The sequence below is a fragment of the Gemmatimonadaceae bacterium genome (assembly GCA_020852815.1).
Taxonomy (GTDB): Bacteria; Gemmatimonadota; Gemmatimonadetes; order Gemmatimonadales; family Gemmatimonadaceae; genus SCN-70-22.
This window is the reverse complement of record JADZAN010000016.1, coordinates 141,030-167,895: the sequence shown is the minus strand read 5'-3', so window position 1 is coordinate 167,895 and position 26,866 is coordinate 141,030. Positions and strand designations below refer to the sequence as shown.

General features: G+C 68.7%; 25 protein-coding genes and 1 tRNA gene. 20 read left to right on the top strand and 6 right to left on the bottom strand.

Translation table 11 applies throughout. The annotated features are described in order from the left end of the window. Positions 1-5 precede the first annotated feature (5 nt). The 6 genes from IT359_09760 to IT359_09735 all read left to right on the top strand — a co-directional run bounded on the left by IT359_09760 (position 6) and on the right by IT359_09735 (position 4,501). Positions 6-1,037 (top strand): flippase-like domain-containing protein, encoded by a 1,032-nt coding sequence (locus tag IT359_09760; protein MCC6929262.1) that lies wholly within the window; start codon positions 6-8, stop codon positions 1,035-1,037. A gap of 4 nt (positions 1,038-1,041) precedes the next feature. Next, complete coding sequence (gene ispE, locus IT359_09755) at positions 1,042-1,992, top strand: 4-(cytidine 5'-diphospho)-2-C-methyl-D-erythritol kinase (protein MCC6929261.1); 951 nt, start codon at positions 1,042-1,044, stop codon at positions 1,990-1,992. A gap of 50 nt (positions 1,993-2,042) precedes the next feature. After that, positions 2,043-2,113, top strand: a tRNA-Gln gene (locus tag IT359_09750). Positions 2,114-2,167: 54 nt separating this feature from the next. Continuing rightward, positions 2,168-3,121: a ribose-phosphate pyrophosphokinase gene (locus IT359_09745; GenBank protein ID MCC6929260.1), complete on the top strand. Its 954-nt coding sequence runs from the start codon at positions 2,168-2,170 to the stop codon at positions 3,119-3,121. Between the two features lie 79 nt (positions 3,122-3,200). After that, entirely contained in the window at positions 3,201-3,854 is a 654-nt protein-coding gene (locus tag IT359_09740; protein MCC6929259.1) for a 50S ribosomal protein L25/general stress protein Ctc, read from the top strand. A gap of 41 nt (positions 3,855-3,895) precedes the next feature. Then, positions 3,896-4,501, top strand: coding sequence for an aminoacyl-tRNA hydrolase (locus IT359_09735; GenBank protein ID MCC6929258.1), 606 nt, complete (start codon positions 3,896-3,898; stop codon positions 4,499-4,501). Here IT359_09735 and IT359_09730 read toward each other — a convergent pair. Further along, the gene (locus tag IT359_09730) at positions 4,475-4,894 is read right to left on the bottom strand and encodes a four helix bundle protein (protein ID MCC6929257.1); all 420 of its coding nucleotides are present in this window, start codon (positions 4,892-4,894) and stop codon (positions 4,475-4,477) included. The two genes, IT359_09735 and IT359_09730, sit on opposite strands and share 27 nt — an antisense overlap. 123 nt (positions 4,895-5,017) lie before the next feature. Here IT359_09730 and ychF point away from each other — a divergent pair, with 123 nt between their 5' ends. Further along, entirely contained in the window at positions 5,018-6,118 is a 1,101-nt protein-coding gene (ychF, locus tag IT359_09725; protein ID MCC6929256.1) for a redox-regulated ATPase YchF, read from the top strand. Positions 6,119-6,329: 211 nt separating this feature from the next. Next, entirely contained in the window at positions 6,330-6,866 is a 537-nt protein-coding gene (locus IT359_09720; GenBank protein MCC6929255.1) for a hypothetical protein, read from the top strand. A gap of 58 nt (positions 6,867-6,924) precedes the next feature. Here IT359_09720 and IT359_09715 read toward each other — a convergent pair whose 3' ends face one another. Then, a complete protein-coding gene (locus tag IT359_09715; protein MCC6929254.1) occupies positions 6,925-7,608 on the bottom strand; it encodes an SOS response-associated peptidase in 684 nt (227 codons plus the stop codon). Between the two features lie 148 nt (positions 7,609-7,756). Here IT359_09715 and rpsF point away from each other — a divergent pair, with 148 nt between their 5' ends. The 12 genes from rpsF to lolA all read left to right on the top strand — a co-directional run bounded on the left by rpsF (position 7,757) and on the right by lolA (position 23,146). Then, positions 7,757-8,122, top strand: a complete 366-nt coding sequence (rpsF, locus tag IT359_09710; GenBank protein MCC6929253.1) for a 30S ribosomal protein S6 — start codon at positions 7,757-7,759, stop codon at positions 8,120-8,122. Between the two features lie 3 nt (positions 8,123-8,125). Continuing rightward, a complete protein-coding gene (locus IT359_09705; GenBank protein MCC6929252.1) occupies positions 8,126-8,353 on the top strand; it encodes a 30S ribosomal protein S18 in 228 nt (75 codons plus the stop codon). A 78-nt stretch (positions 8,354-8,431) separates the two neighbouring features. Next, positions 8,432-9,445: a DUF2232 domain-containing protein gene (locus tag IT359_09700; GenBank protein MCC6929251.1), complete on the top strand. Its 1,014-nt coding sequence runs from the start codon at positions 8,432-8,434 to the stop codon at positions 9,443-9,445. Between the two features lie 15 nt (positions 9,446-9,460). After that, the gene (locus tag IT359_09695; protein MCC6929250.1) at positions 9,461-9,904 is read left to right on the top strand and encodes a 50S ribosomal protein L9; all 444 of its coding nucleotides are present in this window, start codon (positions 9,461-9,463) and stop codon (positions 9,902-9,904) included. A 317-nt stretch (positions 9,905-10,221) separates the two neighbouring features. Further along, the gene (gene rsfS / locus IT359_09690; GenBank protein MCC6929249.1) at positions 10,222-10,602 is read left to right on the top strand and encodes a ribosome silencing factor; all 381 of its coding nucleotides are present in this window, start codon (positions 10,222-10,224) and stop codon (positions 10,600-10,602) included. Positions 10,603-10,616: 14 nt separating this feature from the next. Further along, positions 10,617-13,916, top strand: coding sequence for a PD40 domain-containing protein (locus IT359_09685; protein MCC6929248.1), 3,300 nt, complete (start codon positions 10,617-10,619; stop codon positions 13,914-13,916). 317 nt (positions 13,917-14,233) lie between these two features. Further along, a complete protein-coding gene (locus IT359_09680; GenBank protein ID MCC6929247.1) occupies positions 14,234-15,619 on the top strand; it encodes an SPOR domain-containing protein in 1,386 nt (461 codons plus the stop codon). Positions 15,620-15,648: 29 nt separating this feature from the next. Beyond that, positions 15,649-16,890: a hypothetical protein gene (locus IT359_09675; GenBank protein MCC6929246.1), complete on the top strand. Its 1,242-nt coding sequence runs from the start codon at positions 15,649-15,651 to the stop codon at positions 16,888-16,890. Then, complete coding sequence (gene smc, locus IT359_09670) at positions 16,891-20,439, top strand: chromosome segregation protein SMC (protein ID MCC6929245.1); 3,549 nt, start codon at positions 16,891-16,893, stop codon at positions 20,437-20,439. 123 nt (positions 20,440-20,562) lie between these two features. After that, positions 20,563-21,327, top strand: a complete 765-nt coding sequence (locus tag IT359_09665; protein ID MCC6929244.1) for an MBL fold metallo-hydrolase — start codon at positions 20,563-20,565, stop codon at positions 21,325-21,327. Then, positions 21,327-22,361: a 3-deoxy-7-phosphoheptulonate synthase gene (gene aroF, locus IT359_09660; protein MCC6929243.1), complete on the top strand. Its 1,035-nt coding sequence runs from the start codon at positions 21,327-21,329 to the stop codon at positions 22,359-22,361. Before IT359_09665 ends, aroF begins: the two co-directional genes overlap by 1 nt. 86 nt (positions 22,362-22,447) lie before the next feature. Continuing rightward, a complete protein-coding gene (gene lolA / locus IT359_09655) occupies positions 22,448-23,146 on the top strand; it encodes an outer membrane lipoprotein chaperone LolA (GenBank protein MCC6929242.1) in 699 nt (232 codons plus the stop codon). Between the two features lie 3 nt (positions 23,147-23,149). Here the strand turns inward: lolA and IT359_09650 are convergent, their stop codons facing one another. The 4 genes from IT359_09650 to prmC all read right to left on the bottom strand — a co-directional run bounded on the left by IT359_09650 (position 23,150) and on the right by prmC (position 26,842). Continuing rightward, entirely contained in the window at positions 23,150-24,724 is a 1,575-nt protein-coding gene (locus IT359_09650) for a S41 family peptidase (protein ID MCC6929241.1), read from the bottom strand. 3 nt (positions 24,725-24,727) lie between these two features. Further along, on the bottom strand, positions 24,728-25,432 hold the full coding sequence (tmk, locus tag IT359_09645; protein ID MCC6929240.1) for a dTMP kinase: 705 nt from the start codon (positions 25,430-25,432) through the stop codon (positions 24,728-24,730). 20 nt (positions 25,433-25,452) lie between these two features. Next, complete coding sequence (locus IT359_09640; GenBank protein ID MCC6929239.1) at positions 25,453-25,806, bottom strand: YlbF family regulator; 354 nt, start codon at positions 25,804-25,806, stop codon at positions 25,453-25,455. Between the two features lie 208 nt (positions 25,807-26,014). Then, on the bottom strand, positions 26,015-26,842 hold the full coding sequence (gene prmC, locus IT359_09635) for a peptide chain release factor N(5)-glutamine methyltransferase (protein ID MCC6929238.1): 828 nt from the start codon (positions 26,840-26,842) through the stop codon (positions 26,015-26,017). Positions 26,843-26,866 lie beyond the last annotated feature (24 nt).

Here is a 26,866-nt window from a genome sequence, read left to right as displayed (position 1 = left end):
CCACGATGAAGATCGGCTGGCGCGGTGCGCTCGGCCTCGTGCTGAGCGCGGCATTCCTGGTGTGGACCATGCGCGAGGTCTCCTTCGGCGAGGTCTGGACCGTCCTGCGCCACTCGAGCGTCCCGGTCTTCATCCTCTCCGCCGTCGTGGCCACGCTGATCTTCCCGCTGCGCGCCCTGCGCTGGCGTGTGATCCTCGAGCCGGTCGCGCACGACATCTCCCTCGGCGCGCTCTGGCGCTCCACCGCCATCGGGATGATGGTCAACAACGTCGTCCCCGCGCGCGCCGGCGAACTCGCGCGCGCCTACGCCCTCACCCGCGAGGATTCGCGCGTGAGCTTCGCCGCGGCCTTCGCCTCGCTCGCCGTCGACCGGATCTTCGACGCCGTCACCGTCGTCATCCTCCTCGTCGCCGCCATGTTCCTCTCCGACTTCCCGGCGGGGACGACGATCAGCGGGCAGCCCGTGATTCGCATCGCCATCCTCGCCGGCGTCATCGCCGTCGGGGCACTCGGCGCCGTAGTGGCCATGGCGCTCTATCCGCGGCTCGTGCTCGCCGTCTTCGACGGAGTGGTGGGGCGCATCGCCCCGCGCTTCGTGGAGCGGGGACGCCGACTCATCGAGTCGTTCATGTCGGGGCTGGGGGCGCTTAGGTCGCCGTCGCGCTTCTTCCGCGTCCTGGGCTGGGCCATGGCGCTCTGGCTCGTGAACGGCTTCGCCTTCTGGCTCGGTTTTGTCGCCGTCGGGATCGAGGCCCCGTACTTCGCCGCGCTCTTCCTCATGGGCGTCATCGCGATCGGCGTCGCGCTCCCCTCCTCGCCCGGTTTCTTCGGCCTGTTCGAGGCGGCGGCGCTGGCGGGGCTCACGCTCTACGGCGTCCCGGGCGATCTCGCGGTGAGCTGGGCGCTGGGCTTCCATCTCCTGTCGTTCCTCCCCATCACGCTCATCGGCCTGTACTACTTCGGGCGACTGGGGATGACGTTCGGGGAGCTGGGACAGGCGACATCGCCGAGTTCGGCGTCCGAGGCCACCGCCTGAGGCGATGCGCTCTGCCACGCTCGTCGCCCAGGCCAAGGTCAACCTCTTCCTGCGCGTGCTGGCGCGAGAGGCCGGCGGGTACCACCAGATCGAGACGCTCTTTTGCCGCCTGACGCTGGGCGACGAGGTGCGCGTGCGGCTCACCAACGGCCAGCGCTCGCTCGACTGCGCGGGAATCGCGATGCCCCGTGGCGGACTTGGGGCGACGGAGCACAACCTGGCGTGGCGCGCGGCGCTGGCCTTCCTGGACGCGACGCGGTGGACGACCGGTTTTGCCATCGAGATCGACAAGCGAATCCCGGTGGGCGGGGGGTTGGGTGGCGGAAGTGCGGATGCAGGGGGGGTGCTGCGGGCGTTGAACGCATTGGCGCCGTCGCCGCTGTCGGCGCATGAGCTGTTGCGGCTCGGCACCGCGCTGGGTGCCGACGTCCCGTTCCTCACGCAGGAGGCGTCGCCGCTGGCGTTGGCGTGGGGGCGCGGCGACCGGCTGTTGCCGCTGCCGCCGCTCCCCGCTCGTGCGTGCCTCCTGTTCGCCTTTTCGAGCGGCGTCGCGACGGCCGATGCCTATCGGTGGCTGGCAGAGGAGCCCGCGCCTCCTGCAGGGTCGGTCGCCTATCGCGTGGACCAGCTTTCGCGCTGGGAAGACGTCGAGCTGATGGCCTACAACGAGTTCGAGCGCGTCGTGCTCCCACGCCACGCGATCATTCGTCGGGTAGTCGAGGGGCTGCGCCATCCACAGATGCGCGGCGTCGTTCCGGTGGCGTTGATGAGCGGCTCGGGGGCGACGGTCTTCGCCCTCCTGGCGCGTCCCTCGGACGCAGAGCTCGCAGAGGACGCGCAGGGTCAGCTGGTGGTCGCCATTGGCGACGAGCCGACCGATGAGGGTGTTGACGAGGTGATGGTTCTCGAAACGGAGACCGCGGCCCACGTTGAGCCCGTGCGGTTGGCCGACTAGCTTGAGGGGCTCGTGTGTGCCGTCCGCCCGTCGCTTGGGGCGGAGCGTGGTGGCCCTTCGTCCAATGGCAGGACATCAGACTTTGGATCTGAGAATGGTGGTTCGAATCCACCAGGGCCAATGAGCTTCGTTGACATAACTTCCAGTCCCCACTAGGCTTAAAGGCTCTACGGCAATGGACCATCTGCCCGGCGTGCTCCGCGGATTCAAGCTGATCTCGGGAAACGCCAACAGGGGGCTCGCGGAAGAGATTGCACGCAACCTCGGGGTCGACCTTGCACGGGTCACGGCCACGAAGTTCGCGGACGGCGAGATCTTCGTGCGAATCGATGAGAACATTCGCGGTGCGGATGTCTTCATCGTCCAACCGACCAACCCGCCAGCGGACAACATCATGGAGCTTCTGCTCCTGATGGACGCCGCGCGGCGTGCGTCGGCGGCGCGCATCACCTGCGTGATGCCGTACTACGGGTATTCGCGGCAGGACCGAAAGGACCAGCCTCGCGTCGCGATCGGCGCCAAGCTCATGGCGAACATGATCGAGAAGGCGGGGGCCGACCGGGTACTTGGCCTGGATTTCCACCAGCACCAGCTGCAAGGGTTCTTCGACAAGCCGGTCGATCACCTGTATGCCGCCCCGGTTCTGGTGAATCATTTCAAGAAGAAGCAGTTGGGGAACCTGGTCATCGTGGCGCCGGACGTCGGTTCGGCCAAGATGGCGCGAGGGTTCGCGAAACGGCTCAACGCGACCCTGGCGATCATCGACAAGCGGCGCCCGACCGCCAATGTCTCCGAGGTGGTGAACGTCGTCGGTGAGGTCGAGGGGAAGGACTGCATCATCCCCGATGACATGATCGACACGGCAGGCACGGTGTCCGAGGCGGCGCGCGCCCTCAAGGCGTTAGGCGCCAACGACATCTACGTCTGCGCGACCCATGCGCTCCTCTCCGGCCCCGCCGTGGAACGCCTCAAGGGTGCGCCCATCACCGAGATCGTGGTGACAGACTCCATCGCCCTCGATCCCGGCAAGTTGTTCGATCGCCTGACGGTCCTCTCCGTCGGCGAACTGTTGGCCAAGGCCATTCGCTTCACCCATAGCGAGCAGTCCGTGAGTTCGTTGTTCGATTGATTCTCGCAGTTCCTCTTCTTCTCGTCCCCAGCCTTCGCTGGGGCATGCTTCTCGTCTTCTCGTCCTCTGGTCCCGAGTCATGGCTACTGCATCCCTCTCCGCTTCTGCGCGCGCCGGCACCGGCAAGGGCGTCGCCCGTACGCTGCGCCGCGACGGCCGCGTCCCGGCCGTCATCTACGGTCACGCGCGCGCGCCGCAGTCCCTCTCGGTGGACGCCCGTGAACTCTCCCGCCTCCTCGAGAAGAACTCGGCCGAGACCACCGTCATCGAGCTCGCCGTCGACGGGACCATGTCGCGCACGCTGATTCGCGACATCCAGCGCCATCCGGTCAAGCGCGCCATCATCCACGTCGACTTCCAGGAGCTGGTGGCCGGCGAGAAGGTGCACGTCAACATCCCGCTCGTCATCACCGGGACGTCGATCGGCGTGCGCCTCAACGCGGGGATCCTGACGCAGGTCATGTCGGAACTCTCCTGCCGCGTCGACCCGGCCAACATTCCCAACCGCATCGACGTCGACGTCACCAACGTCAACATCGGCGGCTCGGTGCACGTGAGCGATCTGACCATCCCCCAAGGGGTCGAGGTGCTCTCGAGCGTGGGCGACACCGTGCTGACGGTGAGCGCGCCGAAGACCAGCGAGGAGACGCCGGCCAGCGGCGAGCCCTCGGCGGCGGAGCCGGAACTCATCCGCAAGCCGAAGCCGGAGGAAGAGGGCGAGGCGAAGAAGTAGGCCGCCTCGCGGACCGCCGCATTGCGCCTCAGCGTTAGGCGATGAAGCTCATCGTCGGGCTCGGGAATCCGGGTCGCACATACGAAGGGACGCGTCACAACGTCGGCTGGTGGGCACTCGACCACCTGGCCGACGTTTGGCGTTTCTCGCCGTGGCGAGCCGAAGGGGATGCGCTGGTCGCGGATGGCGTGCTGGGAGAGCAGAAGCTGCGCCTGGTCAAGCCGCAGACGTACATGAACCTGAGCGGCGCCGCGCTGCGACCCTATCTGCGGCGGCTCGAGTGGGAGGGGCTGCAACACCTCCTCGTCGTCGTCGACGATGTCGCCCTTCCGGTCGGCACGTTGCGGCTGCGGGCCGCCGGGAGCCCCGGCGGCCACAACGGCCTCAAGTCCATCGAGGCAACGTTAGGCACGCGCGACTACGCCCGCCTCCGCATCGGCGTCGGCCCCGCGAACGGTGAACGCCCCCCGGGCGACCTTGCCGACTTCGTACTGGGGGAGTGCACGCCCGACGAGCGCGCCGCGGTGATGGGGCTGATGACGAAGATTGAGGAGTCGGTGGAGGGGTGGGCGGGGATTCTACGAGAAGACGAGAAGACGAGAAGACGAGAAGACGAGGGGCTACCTGGCGGGGGGGGAGAGGGGTGAGGGGCGAGGGCGCGGCTTTGTTGCTTTTGAGGGTGGGGGGCGGTTCGCGACGGTGCGGCGCAGGGCGACGAGCATCTTGGTCACCTCGTCCACGCGCGCCTCGAGCATGGCGTGATCGCCAGGCGCGATGAGCTCGAGATCGCGGGCGAGGAGGAGGTGGTAGTCCAACTCTCGCGCCGAGCCGAGTGCCTGTTGCAGAAACTGTGCGAATTGCGCGCTCGTCGATCGTCCAGTCCCCTCGGCGATATTCGCGGGAATCGACGAGGCGGCTCGTCGCATCTGCCCGGCGAGGTACGACTGCCGGATCGCATACAACGGCGCCGTCGCGCGGAAGACCCGGAGCGCCAGTTCATGCGCCTTTCGCCACACGCTGAGTTTCTTGTAGAGCTGCATGCCCAAGCATAGCCGCTCCCCTCTCCCAACCCCGTACCATTTCCTTTCGCTCACTACATTTCCACCGCACCCCCATTCGCCCCCCAATCTCGTCTTCTCGTCTTCTCGTCCTCTCGTCCTCTCATGCTAAGGCTTGGAATCGTAGGCCTCCCCAACGTCGGCAAGTCCACGTTGTTCAATGCGCTCACGTCGGCGGCGGCGCAGGCCTCCAACTACCCGTTCTGCACCGTCGAGCCTAACGTCGGAATGGTCGAAGTGCCGGACCCGCGACTCGACGCACTGGCGGAGATCGTGAAGCCGAAGCGGACGCTCCCGGCGGTCGTGCAGTTCGTCGACATCGCCGGACTCGTGAAGGGGGCGTCGCAGGGTGAGGGGCTGGGGAACAAGTTCCTCACCAACATCCGCGAGACGGACGCCATCGTGCACGTGGTGCGCTGCTTCGAGGACGCCGACATCACGCACGTGATGGGCGGGGTCGATCCGGTACGCGACCGCGAGGTGATCGAGTTCGAACTCGCCCTCTCCGACCTCGGCGTCGTGGAGAAGCGGCTCGACAAGGTGCAACGCGCGGCGCGCACGGGGGACAAGGACGCGCAGCACGAACTCCCGGTGCTCGAGGCGGCGCTCGAACTCCTCAAGGAGGGGAAGGCGCTCTGGGAAGGCAAGCTCTCGAAGGAAGACAAGGCGGTCCTCGCCCCGCTCGCCCTCCTCACGGCCAAGCCGGTGCTCTACGCCGCCAACGTCACGGAAACGGAGCTGCACGGCGACGAGGGAAAGCACCTCGCCGCGCTGCGCCAGGCGATCGCCTCCAGCGCAGAGGAAGCCGAGGTGGTCCCCTTCTCCGCCAGGATCGAGGCGGAACTGGGCGAACTCCCGCCCGAGGAACGCAGCGAGTTCCTCGCCTCGTTAGGGCTGGAGTCGGCGGGGCTCGACCGCCTGATTCGCGCCGGCTATCACCTGTTAGGGTTGCAGACGTACTTTACCGCCGGCGAGCAGGAAGTGCGCGCCTGGACCATTCACCAGGGCGACACCGCCCCCAAGGCGGCGGCGGTGATCCACACCGACTTCGAGCGCGGCTTCATTCGCGCCGAGACGGTGTCGTACGAGGATTTCGTGCGGCTGGGCGGGTGGAAGGAAGCGCGCGAGAAGGGCGCGGTGCGCAGCGAAGGGAAGGAATACGTCGTGAAGGACGGCGACGTGATGCTGTTCCGGTTCAACGTCTAGAAGCCATCTCATAAATGGTCGCCGGCGCGCCGGCGCCCTGCGCCGGCCTGGGGCCGTCGACCATCTGTGAGATGGCCGGTAGCGACGAGGCGCCGGCGCCCGCTCGTCGGGTGACGGGAAGAGGATGTCGTCGGCGCTAGCTTCGCGGGGGACGCGCGTCGTACGGGAGGAAGTCGTAGCGCGCGTCCATTACCTGATCGGAAGCGGGACCATGCGAGTCTCACCCAATCCCACCATCGCGACGGTCGTGACGCGCTTGGCGCTGACCTCGTTGCTCGCCAGCGGCGCATGCGCCAACTCGCACGACGGAGGGCTCGGCGTCCCTGCCCCGGGCGAGCCCGCGGCCATTGTCCTGAGCGGGGTCTCGTGGGCGGGCGGGCATGTGTACAGGGAGGAGACGCGCCTCGACTCGGCGACCATGCGGTACCGCCATCGCTGGTGCCAGGGGCAGGAGATGGGCGCCGACTGCAACCTCGACCAGCACGTCCAAACGGGAGCCGCCTACACTGTGTCGGCGCTAGAGATGTTTCGCATGGCCACTTCGAGCGAGTTCCGCTCGCTGCGTTCGCAGTATGTCCTCCCCTCGGGTGTCCAGTCGCCCGACCCAGGCACGGGGTGGTTCGACGTGACCGTCAACGGATACTATCGCCGAGTGACCTGGTCGGTCGGGGCAGCGCTCCCACCGGTCATCTCAAGCATGAGCTGCGCGATGCTTTCGGTGCGCGGAAGCCTCGTGCTGTGCGACTGAGGTCGACTGAGGTCGACTGAGGTCGCTGAGGTCGACTGAGGTTGACTGGAGTGGCAACTCAGTTCGCCGGCTCCAGCGGCTCCAGGATCCGCTCGTCGTCCGACTTGGGGTTGTTGACGCGGAGCGAGATCGGGTGCGCCTCCAGCCATTCGCTGGGGCACGGCTGCATGAGGTCGCGCAGCGCGGGGGCGGGGGTTCGCGGGTCGAGCCAGGCCTCGTAGTGCTCCGGCGAGATGATGACGGGCATGCGGTCGTGGATGCGCGACATCAGGAGGTTGGCGTCGGTGGTGAGGATCGCCGTGCTGACCATCCCCTCGGCCGAGCCGTCCTTGGGCTTCCAGTACTCCCAGAGGGCACCCATAGCGAAGGGCTCGCCACTGGCCAGGCGAATCGCGTGCGGTTGCTTCCTCGTCTGGCCGGGGACGACCTGCCACTCGTAGAAAACGTCGGCCGGGATGAGGGCGCGCCGAGCCTTCATGGCCCCGCGAAAGGCGGGCTTCTCGAAGGCGGTGTCGCTGCGGGCGTTGGCCATGCGGTTCCCGATCTCGGGGTCTTTCGCCCAGCTTGGGACGAGTCCCCACCGCACCAGTGAAGCTTCCCTCGCGCCGTCGCGTTCGCGGATGACGAGGATGTCGCTCCCCGGCGCGATGTTGAAGCGCGGGACGAGCGGGGGGAGCTCCGTGATGCCGAAGCGCTCGAGGTCGAGGCGCTCGGGTCGGGTGAGTCCAAAGCGTCCGCACATGGCCTGCGAATGTAACCCCTTGGTATTCAAGGAGAAACCCACTAGGTTGCGCGGACAACTCACCGGCGCCTTACTGGCGCCCTGTCCCTCCCCCTGTTTCCGGCAACCAACGGGGGGCGGTCCACGACCAAAGGGAGGATTGCCGACCGTGTCTCGACAGTACGAGGCGGTGTACATCTTCGACTCTGCGCTCGAAGATGCCGTCATCCAGGAAAAACTCGCCAAGCATCACGCCTTGCTGGGGACGACCGAGGAGATCAAGGTCGACCATTGGGGACGTCGTCAGCTCGCCTACAAGATCGGGCGTCGCGAGACGGGCTACTACGTGCTGGCGCGCATCAATGCAGACCCCACGACGCTTCCCGAGTTCGAGCGCGCGCTCAAGCTCGATGATGGCGTCATCCGCTACCTGATCACCCTCTACGAGCACGAGCTCGGCGCGCCGCCGGTCTCCGAAGAGGAAGCCGCGCTGGCCCGCCGCCGCGCCGAAGAAGACGACGAGGACGAGGACTAAGCCATGATGCGACGCCAAACCAAGACCTGCCCCTTCTGCGAAGGGCGCGTGCACTACGTCGATTTCAAGGACGATCGCACGCTCGGCCGTTTCATCACCGATCACGGCAAGATCCTGCCCAGCCGCCTCTCCGGCGTCTGTGCGCGTCACCAGCGCCAGCTGGCCACGGCAATCAAGCGCGCACGTTTCCTGGCGCTGATCCCGTACCAGCGCGGGCACGTCAGCGCCTGACGCTGACGTCTCGCACGCGCACTCGCTGACACCAACTGGGCAACGCCGGTGACCACTCCGCCACCAGTACCGGCCTCGATGCCGGTGCCGTTGACGGCGCCGCAGGAACGGGGATGGCTTCGCGTCATCCTCGCGCTCCTGCTGGCGTTGGCCATTCCGCTCGTCGCCGTCCTTCGCCTGCTCGTTCCCATCGAGCAGACCATGCTTCTCATCGCACCGGCCATGGCGGTCTGTGCGCTGGTGGGATGGATGAATGGCGGACGCCTCTGGCTCGCCATCATCTGGACCGGGTTGGCGCTCTGGATCGTATCGCTGGCGCGTCCCGGCGCCTTGCCGTTCGACGCGCTGGCGCGGGGGTGGGGGACGGTGCTCGCCGCCTCGTTCGGGGTGGTGAGCGCGGTGGCTCCCAGGCGCCCCTTCTTCACGCGGGCGCTGTCGGCAACCGCGATGGCGATGGCGGTGGGACTGCTGGTGATCGTCACGATGCGCATTTCGCCGGCGAGCGTGGCGCGTCACTTCGGCGACGAGCTGTCGCGACGCCTCGAGTCGGCGGAGGCGGAATGGACGATGCGGTCGGCGTCTCCCGAGTGGAAGGAGCTGACGCAGCGCTATCCGGCGGCGTCGGCGATGGTGGAACAGGCGCAGGCGCAACTGCGCCAGATCCCGCCGCTCACCGCGCAGTTCTTCCCGGCGCTGCTGGCGTTGGAGTCGCTGGCGATGCTGGGGTTGGCCTGGTCGCTGTACCACCGGGCCAGCCGGACGCGCATCGGGGCGCCGCTCAAGTCACTGGGCGAGTTCCGCTTCAACGACCAGTTGGTGTGGGGGTTCGTGCTGGGGGTGACGGTGCTCGTCGTCCCGACGCTGCAGGACGCGCGGGGGGTTGGGCTCAACCTCCTGCTCTTCTTCGGCGTGCTGTACGCGCTGCGGGGGATGGGGGTTCTGGACTGGTTCCTCGCACCGCGCGGCGCCGTGCGCGTGCTCTTTTTCATTGCGATTTTTCTCGCCTGGCCGGTGGTCAGCGTCTTCTCGCTGGGGCTTGGACTGGGTGATACGTGGATCGACTGGCGCGGGCGTGCACGCCCCGCCGCATAACGAGTGGAGCTGACCATGGAAGTCATCCTGCGACAGGCAGTCGAGAACCTCGGGCAGCCCGGCGACCTGGTGAAGGTGTCGTCCGGCTTTGCCCGCAACTACCTCCTCCCGCGCGGCGTTGCCGTGACGGCGACGGAGGGGAACAAGAAGCGCATCGCCCAGGAAAAGGCGCGCCTCGAGGCGGCCGAAGCGTCACGCCGCCAGACGGCGGCCGACTACGCGTCGAAGCTCGAGCAGGTGTCCCTCACCTTCTCGGCGCGCGTGGGCGAGGAAGGCAAGCTGTTCGGCTCCGTGACCGCTGCCGACATCGCCGCGCAACTCGAGGCCCAGGGGCATCACATCGAGAAGCGCCAGATCGACCTGCACGAGCCCATCAAGGCGCTCGGCGTGTACCGCGTGCCGGTCAAGCTGCACGCCGACGTGAAGCCTGAGATCAAGGTGTGGGTGATCAAGCAGTAGAAGACGAGAGGACGGGAAGACGAGAAGACGAGAGGGGTGGCGCCGGGGACGGTGGCCACCCCTTCTCGTCTTCTCGTCCTCTCGTCTTCTCGTCCTCTCCCCCGTAGGGGCCCCCCCTCCCCCGCGTGTCGCTCTCCCGTGTTGCGCGCGTTAAGCTACGCACTGCCCGGACCGACGGGCGTGGCGCTGCCGGAACCTTTCACCGTCGGCGTCGCTAGAACACGGACTACACCCGCCTCCGCATGGCCCGCATGGCGCCCGCAGCCAAGACCGCACAGAGACCTGCCCCGCACGCCGCATCCCGGAAGTCCACCCCAATCGCCGATCCCTCCGCCGCTCCCGCGAGTGCGGCGCTCGCCCAACGGATCGGCGCGCTCTGCGAGGAGTTCAAGGCGCAGGACATCACGATCCTCTCCCTCAAGGGGGTGAGCGACATGGCCGATTTCTTCGTGATCGCGAGCGGGACGTCGGACATGCACGTGCGCAGCACGGCGCAGCGGCTGGAAGACGAGCTGAAGCGCGAGGGGCAGCGTCCGGCGCACACGGAGGGAATCGAGCAGGGTCGCTGGGCGATTCTCGACTACGTGGACGTGGTGGTGCACGTGTTCCATCCCGCGATGCGGAGCTACTACCAGCTCGAACGGCTCTGGGGCGACGCGACGGTCGTCCCGCTCACGGTTCAAGGAGCGAAGGCATGATGTGGCGCGCGACCATGCGTAGGACCGTCCCCGCATTCGTGGGCAGCGCCGCGTGCGCGGCCGTCCTGGGCTCGGTGGTGCCGGTGCGGACGGCCGAGGCGCAGCAGATGTATTTCGGCCAGAACCAGGTGCAGTTCGACAAGTTCCGCTGGAAGGTCCTAGAGACGGAGCACTTCCTCGTCCACTACTACCCGCAAGAGGAAGCGATCATCAAGGACGCGGCGCGCATGGCGGAGCGCTCGTACGGGCGCTTGTCGCGGATGCTGAACCACCAATTCCGCGAGAAAAAGCCGCTGATCCTCTTCCGCTCGCGCACGGACTTCGGGCAGAACAACGTCACGGGTGACCTGGGCGAGGGGACGGGGGGCGTGACGGAGGCGCTGCGGCATCGCATCCTCCTCCCGTTCACCGGCGACTTCCGCTCGTTTGAGCATGTGCTGGCGCACGAGCTCACGCACGCCTTCCAGTACGACATCTTTGCCCGCGGCCGTGCCGGCGGCGGGCTGCAGACGCTGCAGCAGGTGCAACCGCCGCTCTGGTTCATGGAGGGGATGGCGGAGTATCTCTCGTTAGGCCCCGGTCACGTCCTCACGCAGTCGTGGGTGCGCGACGCCTCGCTCAACGGGAACCTCCCGACCATCGAGCAGATGACGGAGCGCCCCGACATGTTCTTCCCCTACCGCTACGGCGAGGCGCTGTGGGAGTACATTGGCGGGCGGTGGGGCGATGACGTGATCGGCGAGATCATGAACGCCGTGCCGAACGTGGGGATCGATCGCGCCTTCAAGCGCGAACTGGGCCTCTCGCTCGAGGAGCTGAGCGACGAGTGGCGCGAGGCGATGCAGGTCAAGCACCTCCCGCAGGTGGCCAACCTGGACCGCGCGCGCAAGTTCTCCGAACCGCTCCTCAACGCGCGCAAGACGGGCGGCTTCTCGCAGCTCTTCATCGCGCCGGCCTTCTCCAACGACGGAAAGTATATCGCCTTCATCTCGCAGGGCTCCTTCCTGCGCGGCGAGGTCTTCCCCGACCTGTGGCTCGGCGACGGCGAGACCGGCAAGCGCATCAAGCGCCTCGTGAAGTCGGTGCTCAACCCGGACTTCGAGGAGTTGCGCCTGCTCTACTCGCAGAGCGCCTTCTCCCCCGACGGGCGGCAGTTGGCCTTCACCGCGCAGAAGGATGGCAAGGACGTCCTCTACCTGCTCGACGTCCGGCGCCGGAAGGTGGTCAAGACATACGACAACTTCCCGCTCGACGTCGTCATGTCGCCGGCATGGAGCCCGGACGGGAAGCAGATCGTCTTCCAGGGCTACGATGACGGCATCAACGACCTCTTCATCGTGGACCTCGCCACCGGCAAGCTGCGCCAGCTCACGAACGACAAGTTCGCCGAGATGCAGCCGCAGTGGTCGCCCGACGGCAAGACGATTGCCTTCGCGACCGACCGCACGCCCAAGGCCGAGCTCGAGTTCCTCAAGTTCGAGCAGTGGCAGATCGCCACGCTCGACCTCGCATCGGGGCGCATCGAGACGCTGCCGAACCAGGATGGACTCAACCTCAACCCGATGTGGGCCCCCGACGGCAAGTCGCTTGCCTTCATCAGCGACCGCACGGGGATCCAGAACGTCTTCCTGTACGACTTCGACGCCAGGGAGCACTTCCAGCTCACCAACGTGATCGGCGCCATCAGCGCCATCACCGAGTACTCGCCGGCCATCACGTGGGCGCGGCAGGCCGATCGCCTCGCCTTCACGTACTACGAGAAGGGGGACTACACCGTCTGGACGGTGGCCAACCCGCGGCGCTTCAAGACGAAGCCGTATCGCCCCGCGCCGTCAATCGTTGCGGCTGCCGGCGCCGCCGGTGACTCGGTGCGGCGCGCCGACCCCACGGTCGCCGCCAACCAGGCCAACGCCGCCGACATGCTGCGGGCCATCGATGCCGCGGCCAAGGCCAGCGACAGCACGCGCGCCAACGATCGGCAGATTTCCGTCTACCGCTCGACCACCGGCATTCGCAACTCGGCGGAGACACCCGGGGCCAACGAGCGCTCGGGGAACGCCCCGGTCTCGGTGGCACAGATCCTCGACAGCGCATCGCTCGCCCTTCCCGACACGACCAGGTTCCGCACCTACGACTACAAGCCTGGACTGCAGCCCGAGTACATCTCGCGCCCCAGCATCGGCTACGCGCAGGACAACTTCGGGCGCGGCATCTTTGGCGGGACGGCGATCGTCCTCGGCGACATGCTCGGCAACAACCGACTGATTGCCGCCGGGCAGGTGAACGGGCGACTGAGCGAGGCGTACTTCTACGGCGCCTACATGAACATGGCATCGCGGCTGCAATACATGACCGGGGCCGCGCAGACGCCGTACTTCTTCCTCAACAACTACTCCGAGAACTACGTCGGCGATGGCACGAACCGGACGATCCAGGAGCTGGAGATCGCCCGCTTCATCTTCCGGCAGGGCTTCGCCGTGGCCATGCGGCCGAGCAACCGCTTCACGCGCTGGGAGTACGGCCTCAACGCCAACAACGTCTCGCGCTCGATTGCCTACGTGCGCCGCGGAATCGACTACACCAGCGGCTACGCCACGCAGTTCATCACCGACTCGGTGACGAACCTCGGGAGCCTGAGCTACGTGGGGCCGTACGCCGCCTACGTCTCGGACAACACGCTGTTTGGCTACACCGGGGCCATCTCGGGGCGGCGCTACCGCTTCCAGGTCGAGCCGATGGTCGGCGGCCTGCAATGGACCGAGTACACGGGCGACTACCGTCGCTACGTCCCCATCCTCTTCAACTTCCTGACCTTCGCCTTCCGCGCGCAGACCAGCCTGGCGATCGGGAAGGACGAGGCCGTGGTCTCGCGCAAGTACATCGGGCGCCCCGACTTCGTGCGCGGCTACGACCGCGAGCAGTACTACTCGCAGTTCTGCGGCGGCGTGGTGGGGAGCGATGCCAACTGCTCGGCGACCGAACTGCTGGGAACGCGCGTGGCCTTTGCCAACGTCGAGATGCGCTTCCCGCTCGTCCGTCGCTTCGACCTCGGACTCCTCCCGATTTCGCTCCCGCCGGTGGACGGGCTCGTCTTCTACGATGCCGGCGCGGCCTGGTCCAAGGGGCAGTCGGTCTCGTTCTCCAAGCCTGACAACTACGACCAGGGGAACCAGCGCTACTTCCTGCGCTCCTACGGCGCGGGGATCCGCCTCAACCTCTTCGGCTTCGCGCTCCTGCGCTGGGACTACGCCGTCCCGCTCGACCGCCCGGGGAAGAAGGGGTATTGGATGTGGACGTTGGGGCAGTCGTTCTAGGGGCGGACGGGGGACGGGGGACGGGAGTGCAACGCGGCGCCGAGAGGCGCCGCGTTGCGTTTCGCGGGGGGCGCACATCACGGCGCGCCTGTGATGACGCGAGCGCGAAGCGCGCGCACTCCCGTCCCCCGTCTCCCGTCTCCCGTCCCAAAGAATCAAGTCTCCCATCCGCCCCCCTCCCGCCCTACTTTTCGCGCGTGCGAGTGCGCGCTTTCGTGGCGCTGGCGCTTACGGTATGCGCGTGTGGTCGCGGTGAACGCGACGCGGCGCCCGGAGCGTCCGGTGCCCTCCCCTCCTCCGGGCCGGACCCGATCGTCGTGCGCCTGCCGCGCGACGGCGGGATCGTGCGCGCGTATCGCTATCCGTCGCTGGACTCGCTCATCTGGAAGTCGCAGCAACCGGTCCCCGCGCTCGATCGCGTGATGGCGTTCGACGGCGAGAATGGCGTGCTCGCCTTTCTCGCCAGCGACGGTGCGCCGGGCTGGCTCGACTTGCGGCTGGGGACGTCACGCCAGGCGTCGAACGCATCGCTTTCCTCCATCGCCTCGGGTGATGGCTGGTCGATTTTCGGCGTCGACGACCAGAACACGCTCGTCCGCCTAACGCCGAGCGGCGACTGGCAGGCGCCCGCCGGCGGCAAGGTGCGGCGCCTCTTCCCGCTCGTCGATGGAACGCTCGTCGTGCTGCTCGACCGCGGGAGCAAGACGTACCTGTTGCGCCTGCACCCGCCTGACGAGACAATTGGCGACTCGATCGAGGTCCCGCGCCCCGATCGCGCGGTGGTGACGCCGATGGGTGACCGCCTGTACCTCGGCGTCAAGCGGGAGCTGCTGAGCGTGCAGCCGCGCGAGTTCGACGGCGTGGACCGGGTAAAGGCCGACGACGAGATCCTCGCCATTGCCCCGACGCCCAGCGGCGACCGGATCTTCCTCGCCAACAAGGGGGGGCCGCGACTCGAGGTCATGGATCGCTACGCCGAGGACATCGGCGGGGCGGTGCAACTCCCCGGGCTCGTCACCGAGATGCGCATGGACCCGATGGGACGCTTCCTCCTGGCGCGCCCGGTGTCCGGCGACTCGGCGTGGGTCGTCGCCATCGCCTCTGACGCGCTGGTGGGGACGGTCAAGACCGCGTGGCGCGCCGACCTTCCCGCGGTGGCGGTGGACGGGCTGGTGGCCACGGTGCGCGGTGGCGACGTTGCCTTCGTCGAACCGGCGCAGGGGACGGTGAAGCAGACGGTGGCAGGGGGAGCCAGCGACGTCTGGTTCTTCGCGCTCTGGAACGGGCTGCGCCCGCGGGCACGCGGTGTGGACGTCCCGGTCTCGTTCTCCTTGGGCGAGGCGGTGGCGGGCGACACCGGGGCCGACTCGATCCGGCACATTCCGGCCACGAGTGCGACCGCCGCCGCCACGGTCCCCGTCGACAGCGCCCCCGCCACCGAGCGGCGCGAGGAAGCGCCGCCAGCTGCAGCCGCGCGCGACGCATGGACGGTCTCGTTCGCCGCCGTCCTTTCCGAGGAGCGCGCCCGCGAAATCGCCGAGGGGATCAACGTGGACGGCCAGCGCCCGCGCGTGGTGAAGGGCGAGACGGCGGGCACGACGGTGTTCCGCGTCATCTTCGGCCCCTACAACTCGAAAGCAGACGCCGAACGCATGGGACGCGCGTCGAAGCACAACTACTGGGTGTACGAGGGGGTCCCCTGACCGCGCTCGACCTTCGCAACTACGAGGCGATGTGGGAAGCGGCCGGCGTGCGCGTCAACGCCGCCGTCGGGCCGCATGCCGCCGTCGCCGTGCTCGGCGACGATCCCGCCGCCACCGGCGCCGTCACGCTCGGCATTGCCAAGCTCCAGGCGCGGCAGCGGCGCGTCTACATCCTCGACCTCCTGGGCGACGGACAAGGGCTCGTCGACGCCGACGAGACCGACGCGCACCCCGGCGTGAGCGACATGGTGCACTTCGGCGTCTCGCTCAAGAAGGCCGCGCGCCCGCACGGCTCGCGCCCCAACGTCTGGCTCGTGGCCGGCGGCGCGGAGTCACCACTGGCCGTCGACGTCCTCACCAACCGCTGGTGGGAGGTCATTGCCGATCAGGTGCGGCGCGCCGACGCGCTCCTGCTGGTGGCAGCGCCGGCCATGGTCCCGACGATGGGACAGATGGTCATGCACCTCGACGGCATCGTTCTCGTGGGAGAGGCAATCTCCCCGAACCCAGCGGCGGCGCAGCTGGGCGAGGTGCGCAGCGAGACGGCCTTGCACACGCCGAGCGGTTCGCCGTCGGTGCCGTCGTTCGCCAACCGGCTGGCGAAGCCGGCAATCCCGCGGTGGCAGTTGCCCGTGGCAGCGCTGCTCGTGCTCGCCGTCGGGGCCGCGGTGACCTACTCGCGCTGGCGCCCGCTCCTTGGGCTGGGCGGGGGCGACCTGAACAGCCTCCCCGCCATCCCGGCGCCGATCGCCCCGGCGGCGCTCGCCTCCACCCCGGCCACACCGCCCGGCAACGAGGCGTCGTACAGCATCGAGCTCCTGTTCACCAACTCGGACCACGACGCCATCGACTACGTGGCGCGCCGCGGCGATTCGCTCCCCGGGACCACGTTCAACGTGGTCTCGGTGGCATCGGACAGCGCACCGTGGTACCGATTGGTCACCGGGGCGTTCCGCGACAGCGCCAGCGCCGCCGCCCATCTCGCGGCGTTGCGGCAGAACGGCGTCGTCACCACTGGCGCCGGGAGCGTGGCGCGCACACCGTTCGCCCTCCTCCTGGATTCCGCGACGACCGATGCCACGGCGCAGCTGCGGGTGTCGGCGTTCCGGGGTCGCGGCATTCCTGCCTATGCCCTGCGCGACTCGGCGCAGGTCTATCGTGTCTACGCCGGCGCCTTTTCGACCGAGTTCGACGCGCAGCCCCTCAAGTTGCAGCTCGACAGCCTGAACATTCAGTCGGCCCTCGTCACGCGGGTCGGGAGTACATCGTAGGTGCGTCTCTCCAAGCTTCAAATGCAGGGCTTCAAGTCGTTCGCGGACGCGACGACGATGACGTTCGACATGGGCGTCACCGCCATCGTCGGCCCCAACGGCTGCGGCAAGTCGAACGTCTCCGACGCGGTGCGTTGGGTGCTGGGCGAACAGCGCGCGCGCATCCTGCGCGGCTCGAAGATGGAGGAGGTGATCTTCCAGGGCTCGTCGGCACGGCGCGCGGTGAACCTGGCGGAAGTGTCGCTGGTCTTCGAGAACGAGGACGGCGGGCTCCCGGTCCCCTTCCGCGAGGTGGTCATCACGCGCCGCCTGTCGCGTTCGGGGGAGAGCGACTACCTGCTGAATGGAGCACCGTGCCGCCTGCGCGACATTCACGACCTGCTGCGCGGCACCGGGCTTGGCGCCGACTCGGGGATCGTGATCGAGTCGAAGATGATCGATGCCCTGCTCTCCGATCGCCCGGACGATCGGCGTGAGCTGTTCGAGGAGGCGGCGGGGGTCGGGCTCTATCGCGATCGCCGTCGCAGCACGGAGCGTCGCCTCGAGGAAACGACGGTCGACCTGTCGCGCCTGGACGACCTCATTGGCGAGGTGCAAAGCCAGGTGCGGTCGCTCGCCCGGCAGCGCAAGCGCGCCGAACGCCATGTGGAGCTGACCGAGCGTCGCTTCTCGGTGGACCTCACCCTGGCCTCGCGCGAGATGGCGGCGTGGCACCAGGAGCTGCAGGAGCTCGAGGAGAAGCTGGTCACGCTGCGCGAGTTTGCACCTGGCGACGACACGCGCGTGCGTGACGCCGAGCAGGCGCGCAATGCCGCCCAGGAAGGGCGCGCCGCCGCCGAGGCGAGCCGCGGCGAGCTGTCGCGCCTCGCGCTGGCGCAGCAGAACAGCGTGCAGTCGCTGCGCTCGGAGATCGCGGTTGCCGAGGAGCGGCAGCGCAACGCGCTGGAACGCCGCCAGCGCGCCGAGGAGGAGCGCCGCGAGGGCGAGGCGTTCGGCGAGCGGCTGAACGCCGATCGCGTGCGCGCCGCAGAAGAACTGGCCACACTGGACGCCGGGCTCGCCACGGCGCGCGAGGAGTTGTCGGTGCATGCGCGCGACGAGGACGCCGCTCGTCAGGCAGTGACCGGCGCCCGCGCCGCGGTGGAGGCCGCCGATCGCACGGCGCGTGAACTCCGTGAGCAGCAACGCCGCGTGGACCTCGACCGCGAGAGTGCGCAGCGCGAGACCGCCGACCTGGAACAGCGCTCCGCCGCGCTGGAGGTGGAACGGCTGCAACTCGCCGACGCCGCCGCCACGCTGGCCCGCGAGATCGAGGGCGCCGACGAGGCCATCGAGCTCGCGCGCGTGAGCGTGGCCGCCGCCGTCGCCGCGCTCGAGGAGGCGCGCACGTCGGCACGCGCCGCGCGCGAACGCGATGCCGCGGCACGCGCCGAGTTGGGGCGCGCCGAGGACGCCAACACCGCGCTCGAAGGAAAGGTCAACGCGCTCGAGGGGCTGGAGCGCGAACGGGTAGGGCTTGCCCCAGCCGCCGCGCGGCTGCTGCGCGACAAGGAACGCTTTGGCGACGGAGCCGTCCTGGGCCCCATCTCCGACTTCCTCTCGACGACGGCCAGCTCGGCGCTCCTCGTGGAGCGATTCCTCGGGATGACGGTGCATGCGATCGTCGTGCGCGATCGCGCCGCGGCCGAGGCAGTGCGCGCCTGGCACACCAGCACCAATCCCGGCCCGCTCCTCCTTCTCCCGCTCGACGCGATGCCGGAGACGAGCGTGAGCGATGCCGGCGACCTGCTGCCGCAAGTTGAAGTGTCGCCCCCCGCCGCGGGGTGGGTGCGCAACCTCCTGGAGCGCGTGCACTCGCTGGACGAGGGGACCGGCTTCGTGGATGCGCGTGGCGCCGTCTGGCTTCCGGGAACGACCGCGGGCCCCGGCCCGCTGCGTCGGAGAGCGGAGCTGTCGGGGTTGCGCGCCGAACTGGAGGCCGCCGCCGAGGGACGCAAACTCGCCGCAGCAGCAGCGGAAGAGGCGCGTCGCGCGCTGGCCGAGGGCGATGCCACCGTGGCAATGGCCACCGAGGCGGCCAACCTGGCCACCGCCGAAGACCGCCGCGCCAACGACCTGCGCGCGGAGCTGGAGCGCCGCCGCCTGCGTGGCGTGCGCGAACTGGAGAACGCCGAGGGGCTCGCCCGCCGCCTGGCCGAGCGCCAGGAGGAGCTGTCGGCGCGCCTGTCGTCGCTGGAGGTGCGCGCCGCCGAGCTGCACGAGACGCTGAGCGTGCACGGCAACGACGCGGAGGCGCTGCGTGTGCAGCTGGCGGAAGCGGACCACGGCCTCGAGTCGGCACGCGAGCGCCGCGCCAACGGGCAGGTGGCGCTGGCGCAGTCGCAGGCGCGGTTGCAGGTGGCCACCGATCGCCTCACGCGGCTGGACCAGGAGCAGGAGAACGCCTCCCAACGCCTGGCCTCGCTGCACAGCGAGCTGTCGACACTGGCCGACTCCGACCGCTCGCTCGCCGAGCAGATGGCGGCGTGGCAGATGGACCTCGACGCGCGCGTGGCAACGCTCAACGACGCCGAGTCGCGCCTGGCCGACGCCGAGCAGCAGGTGCGCGACGCCGACGCCGAGTTGCAGGCGACGGACCATGCCCTCGACCTCGCGCGCCGCGAGGCGCACGAGCATGAATCGTCGCTGCACCAGGCGCAGTTGCGCTTCACCGAGCTGTCGGGGCGCCGCGCGACCATCAAGGAGCGCCTGGAAACCGAGTGGCGCCGCCCGCTCGAGGACCTGATGACCTCGTTCGAGGCGGTCGATGTCGACGACGACGCGCTGCGCGCCGAAGCCGATGAACTCCGCACCGAACTGGAGAAGCTCGGCCCCGTGAACCCGCTCGCCGTAGAGGAGCACGAGGAGGAAGTGAAGCGCCTCGACTTCCTCACCACGCAGCGCAACGACCTGGCCGAGGCGAAGAACAAGTTGCAGCTGGCCATCCGCGAGATCGACACCACCGCGCGCGAGCTCTTCCTCGCCACGTTTGCACAGGTCCGCGAGAACTTCCGCCAGATCTTCATGACGCTGTTCGGCGGCGGCGAATGCGACCTGCGTCTGGAGAACCCGGAGCTGCCGCTCGACTGCGACATCGAGGTGCATGCCAGCCCGCGCGGCAAGCGCACGCAGCGCATCCACCTCCTCTCGAGCGGCGAGCGCGCCCTCGTCGCGCTCTCGCTCCTCTTCGGCATCTTCCTCACCAAGCCGTCGCCCTTCTGCCTCCTGGACGAAGTCGACGCCCCGCTCGACGACGCCAACATCGGGCGCTACGTGCGGATGCTGACCCAGTTCAAGTCGAAGACGCAGTTCATCGTCATCACGCACAACCCGCGCACCACGACCGAGGCGGCCGATGCCGTCTACGGCGTGACGATGCAGGAGCCCGGAGTGTCGAGCCTCGTGAGCGTCCGAATGCGCGGCAACACCGTCGACGACAGCACCCCGGACGACGGCGCCGCCGTGGCGTCCGTCGACCGCGAGGGCGAGGTCGCCGCTGCCCCGGCCTAACGAGATGCCGGGCAGGACAGTCGTCAGGATCGTCGTGGAAGGCCCCGGGCGCTCGACGCGCGCCCGGGGCCTCTCCCGTCTCCAGCCTTCGCGGGCGCAGCCGCTCTCGCCCGCGTGCCCCGCATGAAGCTCACCACCATCGGCACCGGGACCGCCGCGCCGGCACCGGCGCGCGTCCAATCCGCCACGCTCCTCGCCGACCACGAGGTGCGACTCCTCGTCGATTGCGGCGCGGGGGCGGTCTTTCGCATGGCACAACTGGGCGTCGACTGGCGCACCATCACGCACGTCGCCCTCACGCACTTTCACGCCGACCACACCAACGACCTCCCCAACCTGCTCTACTCGTGGCGCTACGGGATGCTCCCGCCGCGCGCCGAACCGATCGAGATCGTGGGGCCGGTGGGGACAGCGGGGCTGCTGGAACGCATGGCCGCCGTCTTCGGCGCCAATCTCCTAGCCACGCTGCCGATCGTGGTGCGCGAAGTCGAACCTGGGACTCGCCTGCCCCTCGCGCCGCACTGGGAAATCGAGCCCTTCAAGGTTCCACACACCAGCGAGAGTGTGGCATATTCCCTCTCGGCGCGGGGGCGCCGGGTGGTGATGTCGGGCGACACCGGGTTCGATCCCGCGTTCGCCGAATGGGCGGCCGGGTGCGATGCACTCGTGCTGGAGTGCTCCCTTCCCGATGCACTCGCCATCCCGTCGCACCTGACGCCGCGGCAATGTGGCGTCATTGCCGGCGTGGCCAGACCCGGGCGCCTTGCCCTCACACATTTCTACCCTCCCGTGGAGGAGGTCGATATCCTCGGCCAGGTGGCCGAAGGATTCGACGGGCGCGTCACCTGCGCTCACGACGGGTGGGTGCTCGACCTTCAGGAGATGTAATGCTCGTCGTCATGCACACCACCGCGACCGAGGCCGATATCGAGGCCGTCTGTCGCGTGATCGCCGATATGGGCTATTCCCCCGTCCCCATGCCCGGCGAGCAACGCACCGCCATCGGCGTCGTGGGGAACGACGGGCGCGTCGACGACACGAATGTCGTCGGCCTCGCTGGCGTGGCGCAGGTCATCCATGTCTCGCGCCCCTACAAGCAGGTCTCGCGCGAGTGGAAGCCGGCCAACACCGTCGTCCCCATCGCCCCGGGCGTGGCCTTTGGCGGGAGCGCGATCGTCATCGTCGCCGGCCCCTGCTCCGTCGAGTCGGAAGAGCAGATCCTCGCCGCCGCGCGCGCCGTGCGTGCAGCTGGCGGGAGCGCGCTGCGCGGCGGCGCCTTCAAGCCGCGCTCTTCACCCTACTCGTTCCAGGGGATGGGAAAGCGCGGGCTCGAACTCCTTGCCCTCGCCCGCGCCGAGACCGGGCTCCCCGTCGTGACCGAGGCAATGGACGAAGCTGGCGCCGAGCTGGTGGCGGAATACGCCGACTGCATCCAGATCGGCGCGCGCAACATGCAGAACTACTCGCTGCTCAAGGCCGCGGGACGCATCGGCAAGCCGATACTGCTCAAGCGCGGAATGGCGGCGACCATCACCGATCTCCTGCTCAGCGCCGAGTACATCCTGGCCGAAGGCAACGCGCAGGTGATCCTGTGCGAGCGTGGGCTGCGCTCGTTCGATACGGCGGCGCGCAACATGTTCGACCTCAACGCCATCCCCATTGTCCAGAAGCAGTCGCACCTCCCCATCGTGGCCGACCCGAGCCACGGCACGGGGCTTCGCGACATGGTGATTCCAATGACGCGCGCCGCCGTGGCCGCTGGCGCCGATGGGATTCTCGTCGAGATGCACCCCAACCCGGATCGCGCCAAGTCCGACGGGGCGCAGTCGATCTTCCCGGAGCAGTTCGCGCGACTGATGCAGGAGGTGCGTCACATCGCGCAGGCCATCGGGCGCGACGTCACGCCGTCGCCGGGAACGTAAGGGCCGCGGTCCGGTAGCATAACGGAGGGCTTGCTCGTACGACGCGCTCGGGGAGTTCCCCCGCCCGATTCTCTCGCACCATCACGATGACTGGTTCGCATTCCATCTCTCGCTGGCTCGCCACTGCCGCACTGGGTGCCGCCTCGCTTGGCGCGTGGGCGCGCGTACTGCCGGCGCAGGACGCCGCGGGCGCGGCGATCGATCGCGCCGTCGAGGCCTACGCGAAGGTGAAGACGGCCCGCGCCTCGTTCGAACAGGTGGTGACGAACCCACTGACCGGATCCAGGCTGCAGTCGCGCGGCGAATTCGAGCAGGCGCGTCCCGATCGGTTCGCCTTCCGTTTCGCCGACCCCAAGGGCGACATGATCGTCTCCGACGGCAAGTATGTCTGGGTCTATCTCCCGAGTTCCACTCCCGGGCAGGTGATTCGCGCCCCGCTCACCTCCGACGTGGAGGGATCGATCGACCTCATCGGCGCCTTCTTCAGCAACCCGCGCGCGCGCTACACCGTGAGCGATGGTGGTGCCGCCACGTTAGGCGGCCGGGCGTCGCGCATCGTGACGCTCACGCCCAAGGGCAAGGCCAGCAGCAGCTTCACCCGGGCCAAGGTGTGGATCGACGCGGCCGACGGAACGCTGCGTCAGTTCGAGGCCGAGGAGCTGAACGGCGTCGTGCGCCTCGTGAAGATCACGGCCTTCGACGCCAACGCCGCCGTTGCGGAGGGCGCCTTCCGCTTCAAGCCACCGCGCGGCGTGCGCGTGGTGGACCAGTCGGAGATCCAGTAGGGACTAACGCGCCGCAGCGTGCGACGTGGCGGCCGAGAGGACGTCCTGCGGGGTGCGGGCCCCCGCCACGAGGCGTCGCGCCTCCTGGATCACCTCGTCGTCATTGATCGAGCGACGCGCCTCGGCGGCCGGGCCAAAGACGTAGCGCGAGACCTCGCGGGCGATGAGGTGCGAGACAATCGGCGCCGCGTCGTCGTAGATCTTGCGATCGAACGAGAGCCCGCGCGCCTGCATCACGCGCCAGAGCCCGTCGCGCATCTCCTGCGTCACCGTGAAGTCGGGCGACGACGGCGGCGACTGCTTCACGCTGAGCGCGTGGGCGGTGAGGGCGTCGCGAAACTGGGGGATCCGCTTGCCTAACGCGCCGGCGAGTGCCAGCTCCTGCGGACTCTGCGCCGTGTCGCCAGCCACAACGTCGGGAATGATGCCGCCCCCGCCGAGAATGGTGCGCCCGGCGTCGGACTTGAAACGCGGGCGGTCGGCATCCTCGGTAGTGTCGCCGCCTTCGCCCGTGCGCCGGTCGATCGACCGCCCCGACGGCGTATACCACCGCGCCGTGGTGAGCTTGAGCGCGCCACCTGTCGTGGTGGGAAAGAGCGACTGCGCGCTCCCCTTGCCGTACGTCGTGCGTCCCACCAGCAGCGCGCGGTCGTGGTCCTGCAACGCGCCGGCGACGATCTCCGAGGCGCTGGCGCTGCCATCGTCCACCAGGATCACCACCGGGAGCCGGGGCCAGCGCTGCTGCTGCGAATCGGTGAAGATCCCGTTGGCCTCGGGGGTGCGACCACGAATCGAGACGATAGCCTTTCCCTTGTCGAGAAAGAGATCGGAGACGCCGACGCCCTGGGCCAGCAGCCCTCCCAGGTTGCCGCGCAGGTCGAGCACCAGCGACGTCATCCCCGCGGTGGAGAGCGAATCGATCGCCCGCGACACCTCCAACTGCGTGGAGTCGGAAAAGACGTCCACATCGACATAACCCACGCCGCCGTCCAGCAGCGCGGTGCGCCGCACGGCGCGGCGGTGGATTTCACCGCGCGTGACGCGCACGGGAATCGGCGTGGGCGACCCGGCACGCTCGATCATCAGGTCGATGGCCGATCCCACGGGCCCGCGCAACAGGGCACGCACCTCGTCACCGGTGAGGTCGCGCGTCCCCTTTCCCCCCACCTCCACCAGGCGGTCGCCGCTCATCAGCCCGGCACGCTCGGCCGGACCGCCCGGGAGCGGGGCAAGGACCGTCGGCCAGCCATCGCGAATGTCGACCTGGATCCCGAGCCCGGTGTAGTTCCCGGTCGTGATCTCGTTGAGCCGCTTGAGGCGCTCCGGCTTGAGATAGAGCGAGTGCGGATCGCCCAGCTCGTCCATCATCCCGACCAGCGCCTTGTCGAAGAGGTCGGCGGTCGAGACCGAGTCGACGTAGTAGCGCCGCACGTGCTGCACCACCTGGTCGAAGAGCCGTTCGCCGTCCACCGACCCATGCGCGCCGCTGCGCAGGCCGCGGCCCAGGAGCCACCCGCCAAAGACGAGAGAGCTCCCCATAGCAGTCATCACCACGAACAGGCGTGAACGGATCGGCATGGGCTAGAGGTGAGACCCTCGAACGGGGAGAAACGTTTCAGGGAGCCGCGCCGAGAGCGTTTCCCATACTCGGCGCGCCACGTCGTCCTCGCTCCCCAGGGCATCGATCATTACGATGGGACCGCACTCCGGGTGTCGGGCTTGCCACGCCGGAGAGGCAAAATCGCGAAAGGCGCGAGTCACGCGGGTGTGGAAGTCGTCGCCCGAGCGTTCGATGCGGTCGTGCTCGCCCCGGGCGCTGATGCGCCCGAACCCCTCGCCGTCCGGGAGGTCGAGGAGGAGCGTGACGTCGGGCGAGAGGCCGCCGGTCGCGAAGCCGTTGGCCGATTGCACCCCGGTCTCGTCGAGCCCGCGCCCGGCCACTTGGTAGGCGTAGGTCGAGAGGAAGAAGCGATCGAGGAGGACCACCGCGCCACGAGCGATGGCGGGGCGCACGACGTCGTCGACGAGTTGGGCGCGCGAGGCCATGAAGAGCAGCGCTTCCGCGCGCGGGGCGATGTGCATGGCGGGGTCGAGGAGGAGACGGCGGATCTCGTCGCCCGCCGGCGTACCGCCGGGTTCGCGCACGGTGCAGTGCGGCGTATCCGTCAGCCGCAACCGGTCCGCGAGGCGCCGAAGCTGCGTCGTCTTGCCGACGCCCTCCGCCCCCTCGAGCACCACCAGCGCGCCGCGCCGTGCGCCTTCAGCCGCGAGTGCACCTGTGCTCACGCGCGTGCTCACGCCCACGCTCAGGCGAGCGTGATGATCGGGGATGCGGCGCCGGACTTGATCCCCTCGGCAATCCAGCTGTTCACCTGCATCATGAGCTTGTCGAAGTTCTCCTGGGCAGCGACGGCGGCCTGGTACGACGCATTCCCCTGGACGCGCCCGAGGAGCGTGTCCATCTCGCGCTCCATCTCGGCGGTCGGCTCCTCGCCGCCCTCGATGATGCGCTGGGCGTCGGTGCGCAGCTCTTCCATGCGGCGCAGAATCATCACCGTGTCCTTGTCGGCGCCAAGGCCGTCGTTGGCCCGCTTGAGCGCCTTGTACTGGTCGCTCTGCCCAAGGAGGCGTCCGAGTTCCTTCGCCTTCGAGTCAATCATGGTCGGTTCCATTCTGCGTGGCGCGAGGGACCCCGGGGTCGGGGAGCCATTCCCGTCCCGGGGGACGGCACGCTGCGGCGCCACGTGGGCCGCATCGTTAGGCATGCTGGATTGGATACGGTCGGGTGGAACGGGTGCTTCGGATGCTTCAGGTGCTGGAGTTGGTGCAGGTGCAACGCCTGGCGGTGCTGCCGTCAGGTGCCACGCGTCAGGATCGACGTGTTGCCAGGACAAAGCGGTCCCGGCCGGCAAGGTCGGGGATCACGCGAACGTCCTCGTAGGCGCCGTGGCGTCGCACCAGGTCGGCCAGTCGCCCGGCCCGGCGCGCATCCGTCTCGAAGGCGAGCAGTCCGCCGGGGCGCAACAGCTTCCACCCGCCGGCCACGATCACCCCCGAAACGGCCATGCCGTCCTCGGGACAGATGAGCGCCTGGGGAGGCTCCCAGTCCCGGACCGAAGGCGGCAGTTCCCGCGCCTCGGCAAAGGCAATATACGGGGGATTGGAGACGATGGCGTCGACCTCATGCGCCATGTCGTGCAACGGCGCCAGCGCGTCGCCGGCGCGAAACTCGACGGAACAGCGAAGCGACGACGCGCAGCGCGCCGCGTTGGCGCGGGCCACGGCCAGCGCGTCGTTGGAGATGTCCGTGGCAACCACGCGCGAAAAGGGCCCCTCGCCCGCCAGCGCCAGTGCAATGGCTCCGGAACCGGTCCCAATATCGACGGCCAGGCCGCCGCCCTTCCCCTGCGGCGTGCCGAGGACGACGTCGATCAGGTACTCCGTTTCGGGGCGCGGAATCAGGACGCGCTCGTCGACGCCAAGGAGGAGGTGACGAAAGGCCGCGGTCCCCACCGCGTAGGCCAGCGGGGCTCCGGCGCGCCGTCGGGCGGCGGCCGCCAGCACGCGCCCCTGCTCCACCTCGCCGAGTCGCGTGGCCGCCGACGTCGAAGGCCAGTGGCGAGGCTGCTCCAGCACCGCGGCCACGAGGTCGCGGGCTTCTCGCTCGGCGGCGTGGCCGAACGCCGGGCGCAGCACGGCGGTCACCTGCGCTACGCATTC

What these genes read in the sequence shown, in the direction of transcription:
- IT359_09695 (MCC6929250.1), top strand. Translation starts at nt 9,461, where the DNA reads ATGGAAGTCATCCTGCGACAGGCAGTCGAGAACCTCGGGCAGCCCGGC.
- lolA (MCC6929242.1), top strand. Translation starts at nt 22,448, where the DNA reads ATGACTGGTTCGCATTCCATCTCTCGCTGGCTCGCCACTGCCGCACTG.
- IT359_09685 (MCC6929248.1), top strand. Translation starts at nt 10,617, where the DNA reads ATGCGTAGGACCGTCCCCGCATTCGTGGGCAGCGCCGCGTGCGCGGCC.
- IT359_09740 (MCC6929259.1), top strand. Translation starts at nt 3,201, where the DNA reads ATGGCTACTGCATCCCTCTCCGCTTCTGCGCGCGCCGGCACCGGCAAG.
- IT359_09700 (MCC6929251.1), top strand. Translation starts at nt 8,432, where the DNA reads ATGCCGGTGCCGTTGACGGCGCCGCAGGAACGGGGATGGCTTCGCGTC.
- IT359_09760 (MCC6929262.1), top strand. Translation starts at nt 6, where the DNA reads ATGAAGATCGGCTGGCGCGGTGCGCTCGGCCTCGTGCTGAGCGCGGCA.
- IT359_09705 (MCC6929252.1), top strand. Translation starts at nt 8,126, where the DNA reads ATGATGCGACGCCAAACCAAGACCTGCCCCTTCTGCGAAGGGCGCGTG.
- IT359_09745 (MCC6929260.1), top strand. Translation starts at nt 2,168, where the DNA reads ATGGACCATCTGCCCGGCGTGCTCCGCGGATTCAAGCTGATCTCGGGA.
- aroF (MCC6929243.1), top strand. Translation starts at nt 21,327, where the DNA reads ATGCTCGTCGTCATGCACACCACCGCGACCGAGGCCGATATCGAGGCC.
- IT359_09675 (MCC6929246.1), top strand. Translation starts at nt 15,649, where the DNA reads ATGTGGGAAGCGGCCGGCGTGCGCGTCAACGCCGCCGTCGGGCCGCAT.
- ychF (MCC6929256.1), top strand. Translation starts at nt 5,018, where the DNA reads ATGCTAAGGCTTGGAATCGTAGGCCTCCCCAACGTCGGCAAGTCCACG.
- IT359_09715 (MCC6929254.1), bottom strand. Translation starts at nt 7,608, where the DNA reads ATGTGCGGACGCTTTGGACTCACCCGACCCGAGCGCCTCGACCTCGAG.
- ispE (MCC6929261.1), top strand. Translation starts at nt 1,042, where the DNA reads ATGCGCTCTGCCACGCTCGTCGCCCAGGCCAAGGTCAACCTCTTCCTG.
- IT359_09720 (MCC6929255.1), top strand. Translation starts at nt 6,330, where the DNA reads ATGCGAGTCTCACCCAATCCCACCATCGCGACGGTCGTGACGCGCTTG.
- IT359_09640 (MCC6929239.1), bottom strand. Translation starts at nt 25,806, where the DNA reads ATGATTGACTCGAAGGCGAAGGAACTCGGACGCCTCCTTGGGCAGAGC.
- IT359_09665 (MCC6929244.1), top strand. Translation starts at nt 20,563, where the DNA reads ATGAAGCTCACCACCATCGGCACCGGGACCGCCGCGCCGGCACCGGCG.
- IT359_09730 (MCC6929257.1), bottom strand. Translation starts at nt 4,894, where the DNA reads ATGCAGCTCTACAAGAAACTCAGCGTGTGGCGAAAGGCGCATGAACTG.
- IT359_09735 (MCC6929258.1), top strand. Translation starts at nt 3,896, where the DNA reads ATGAAGCTCATCGTCGGGCTCGGGAATCCGGGTCGCACATACGAAGGG.
- IT359_09650 (MCC6929241.1), bottom strand. Translation starts at nt 24,724, where the DNA reads ATGCCGATCCGTTCACGCCTGTTCGTGGTGATGACTGCTATGGGGAGC.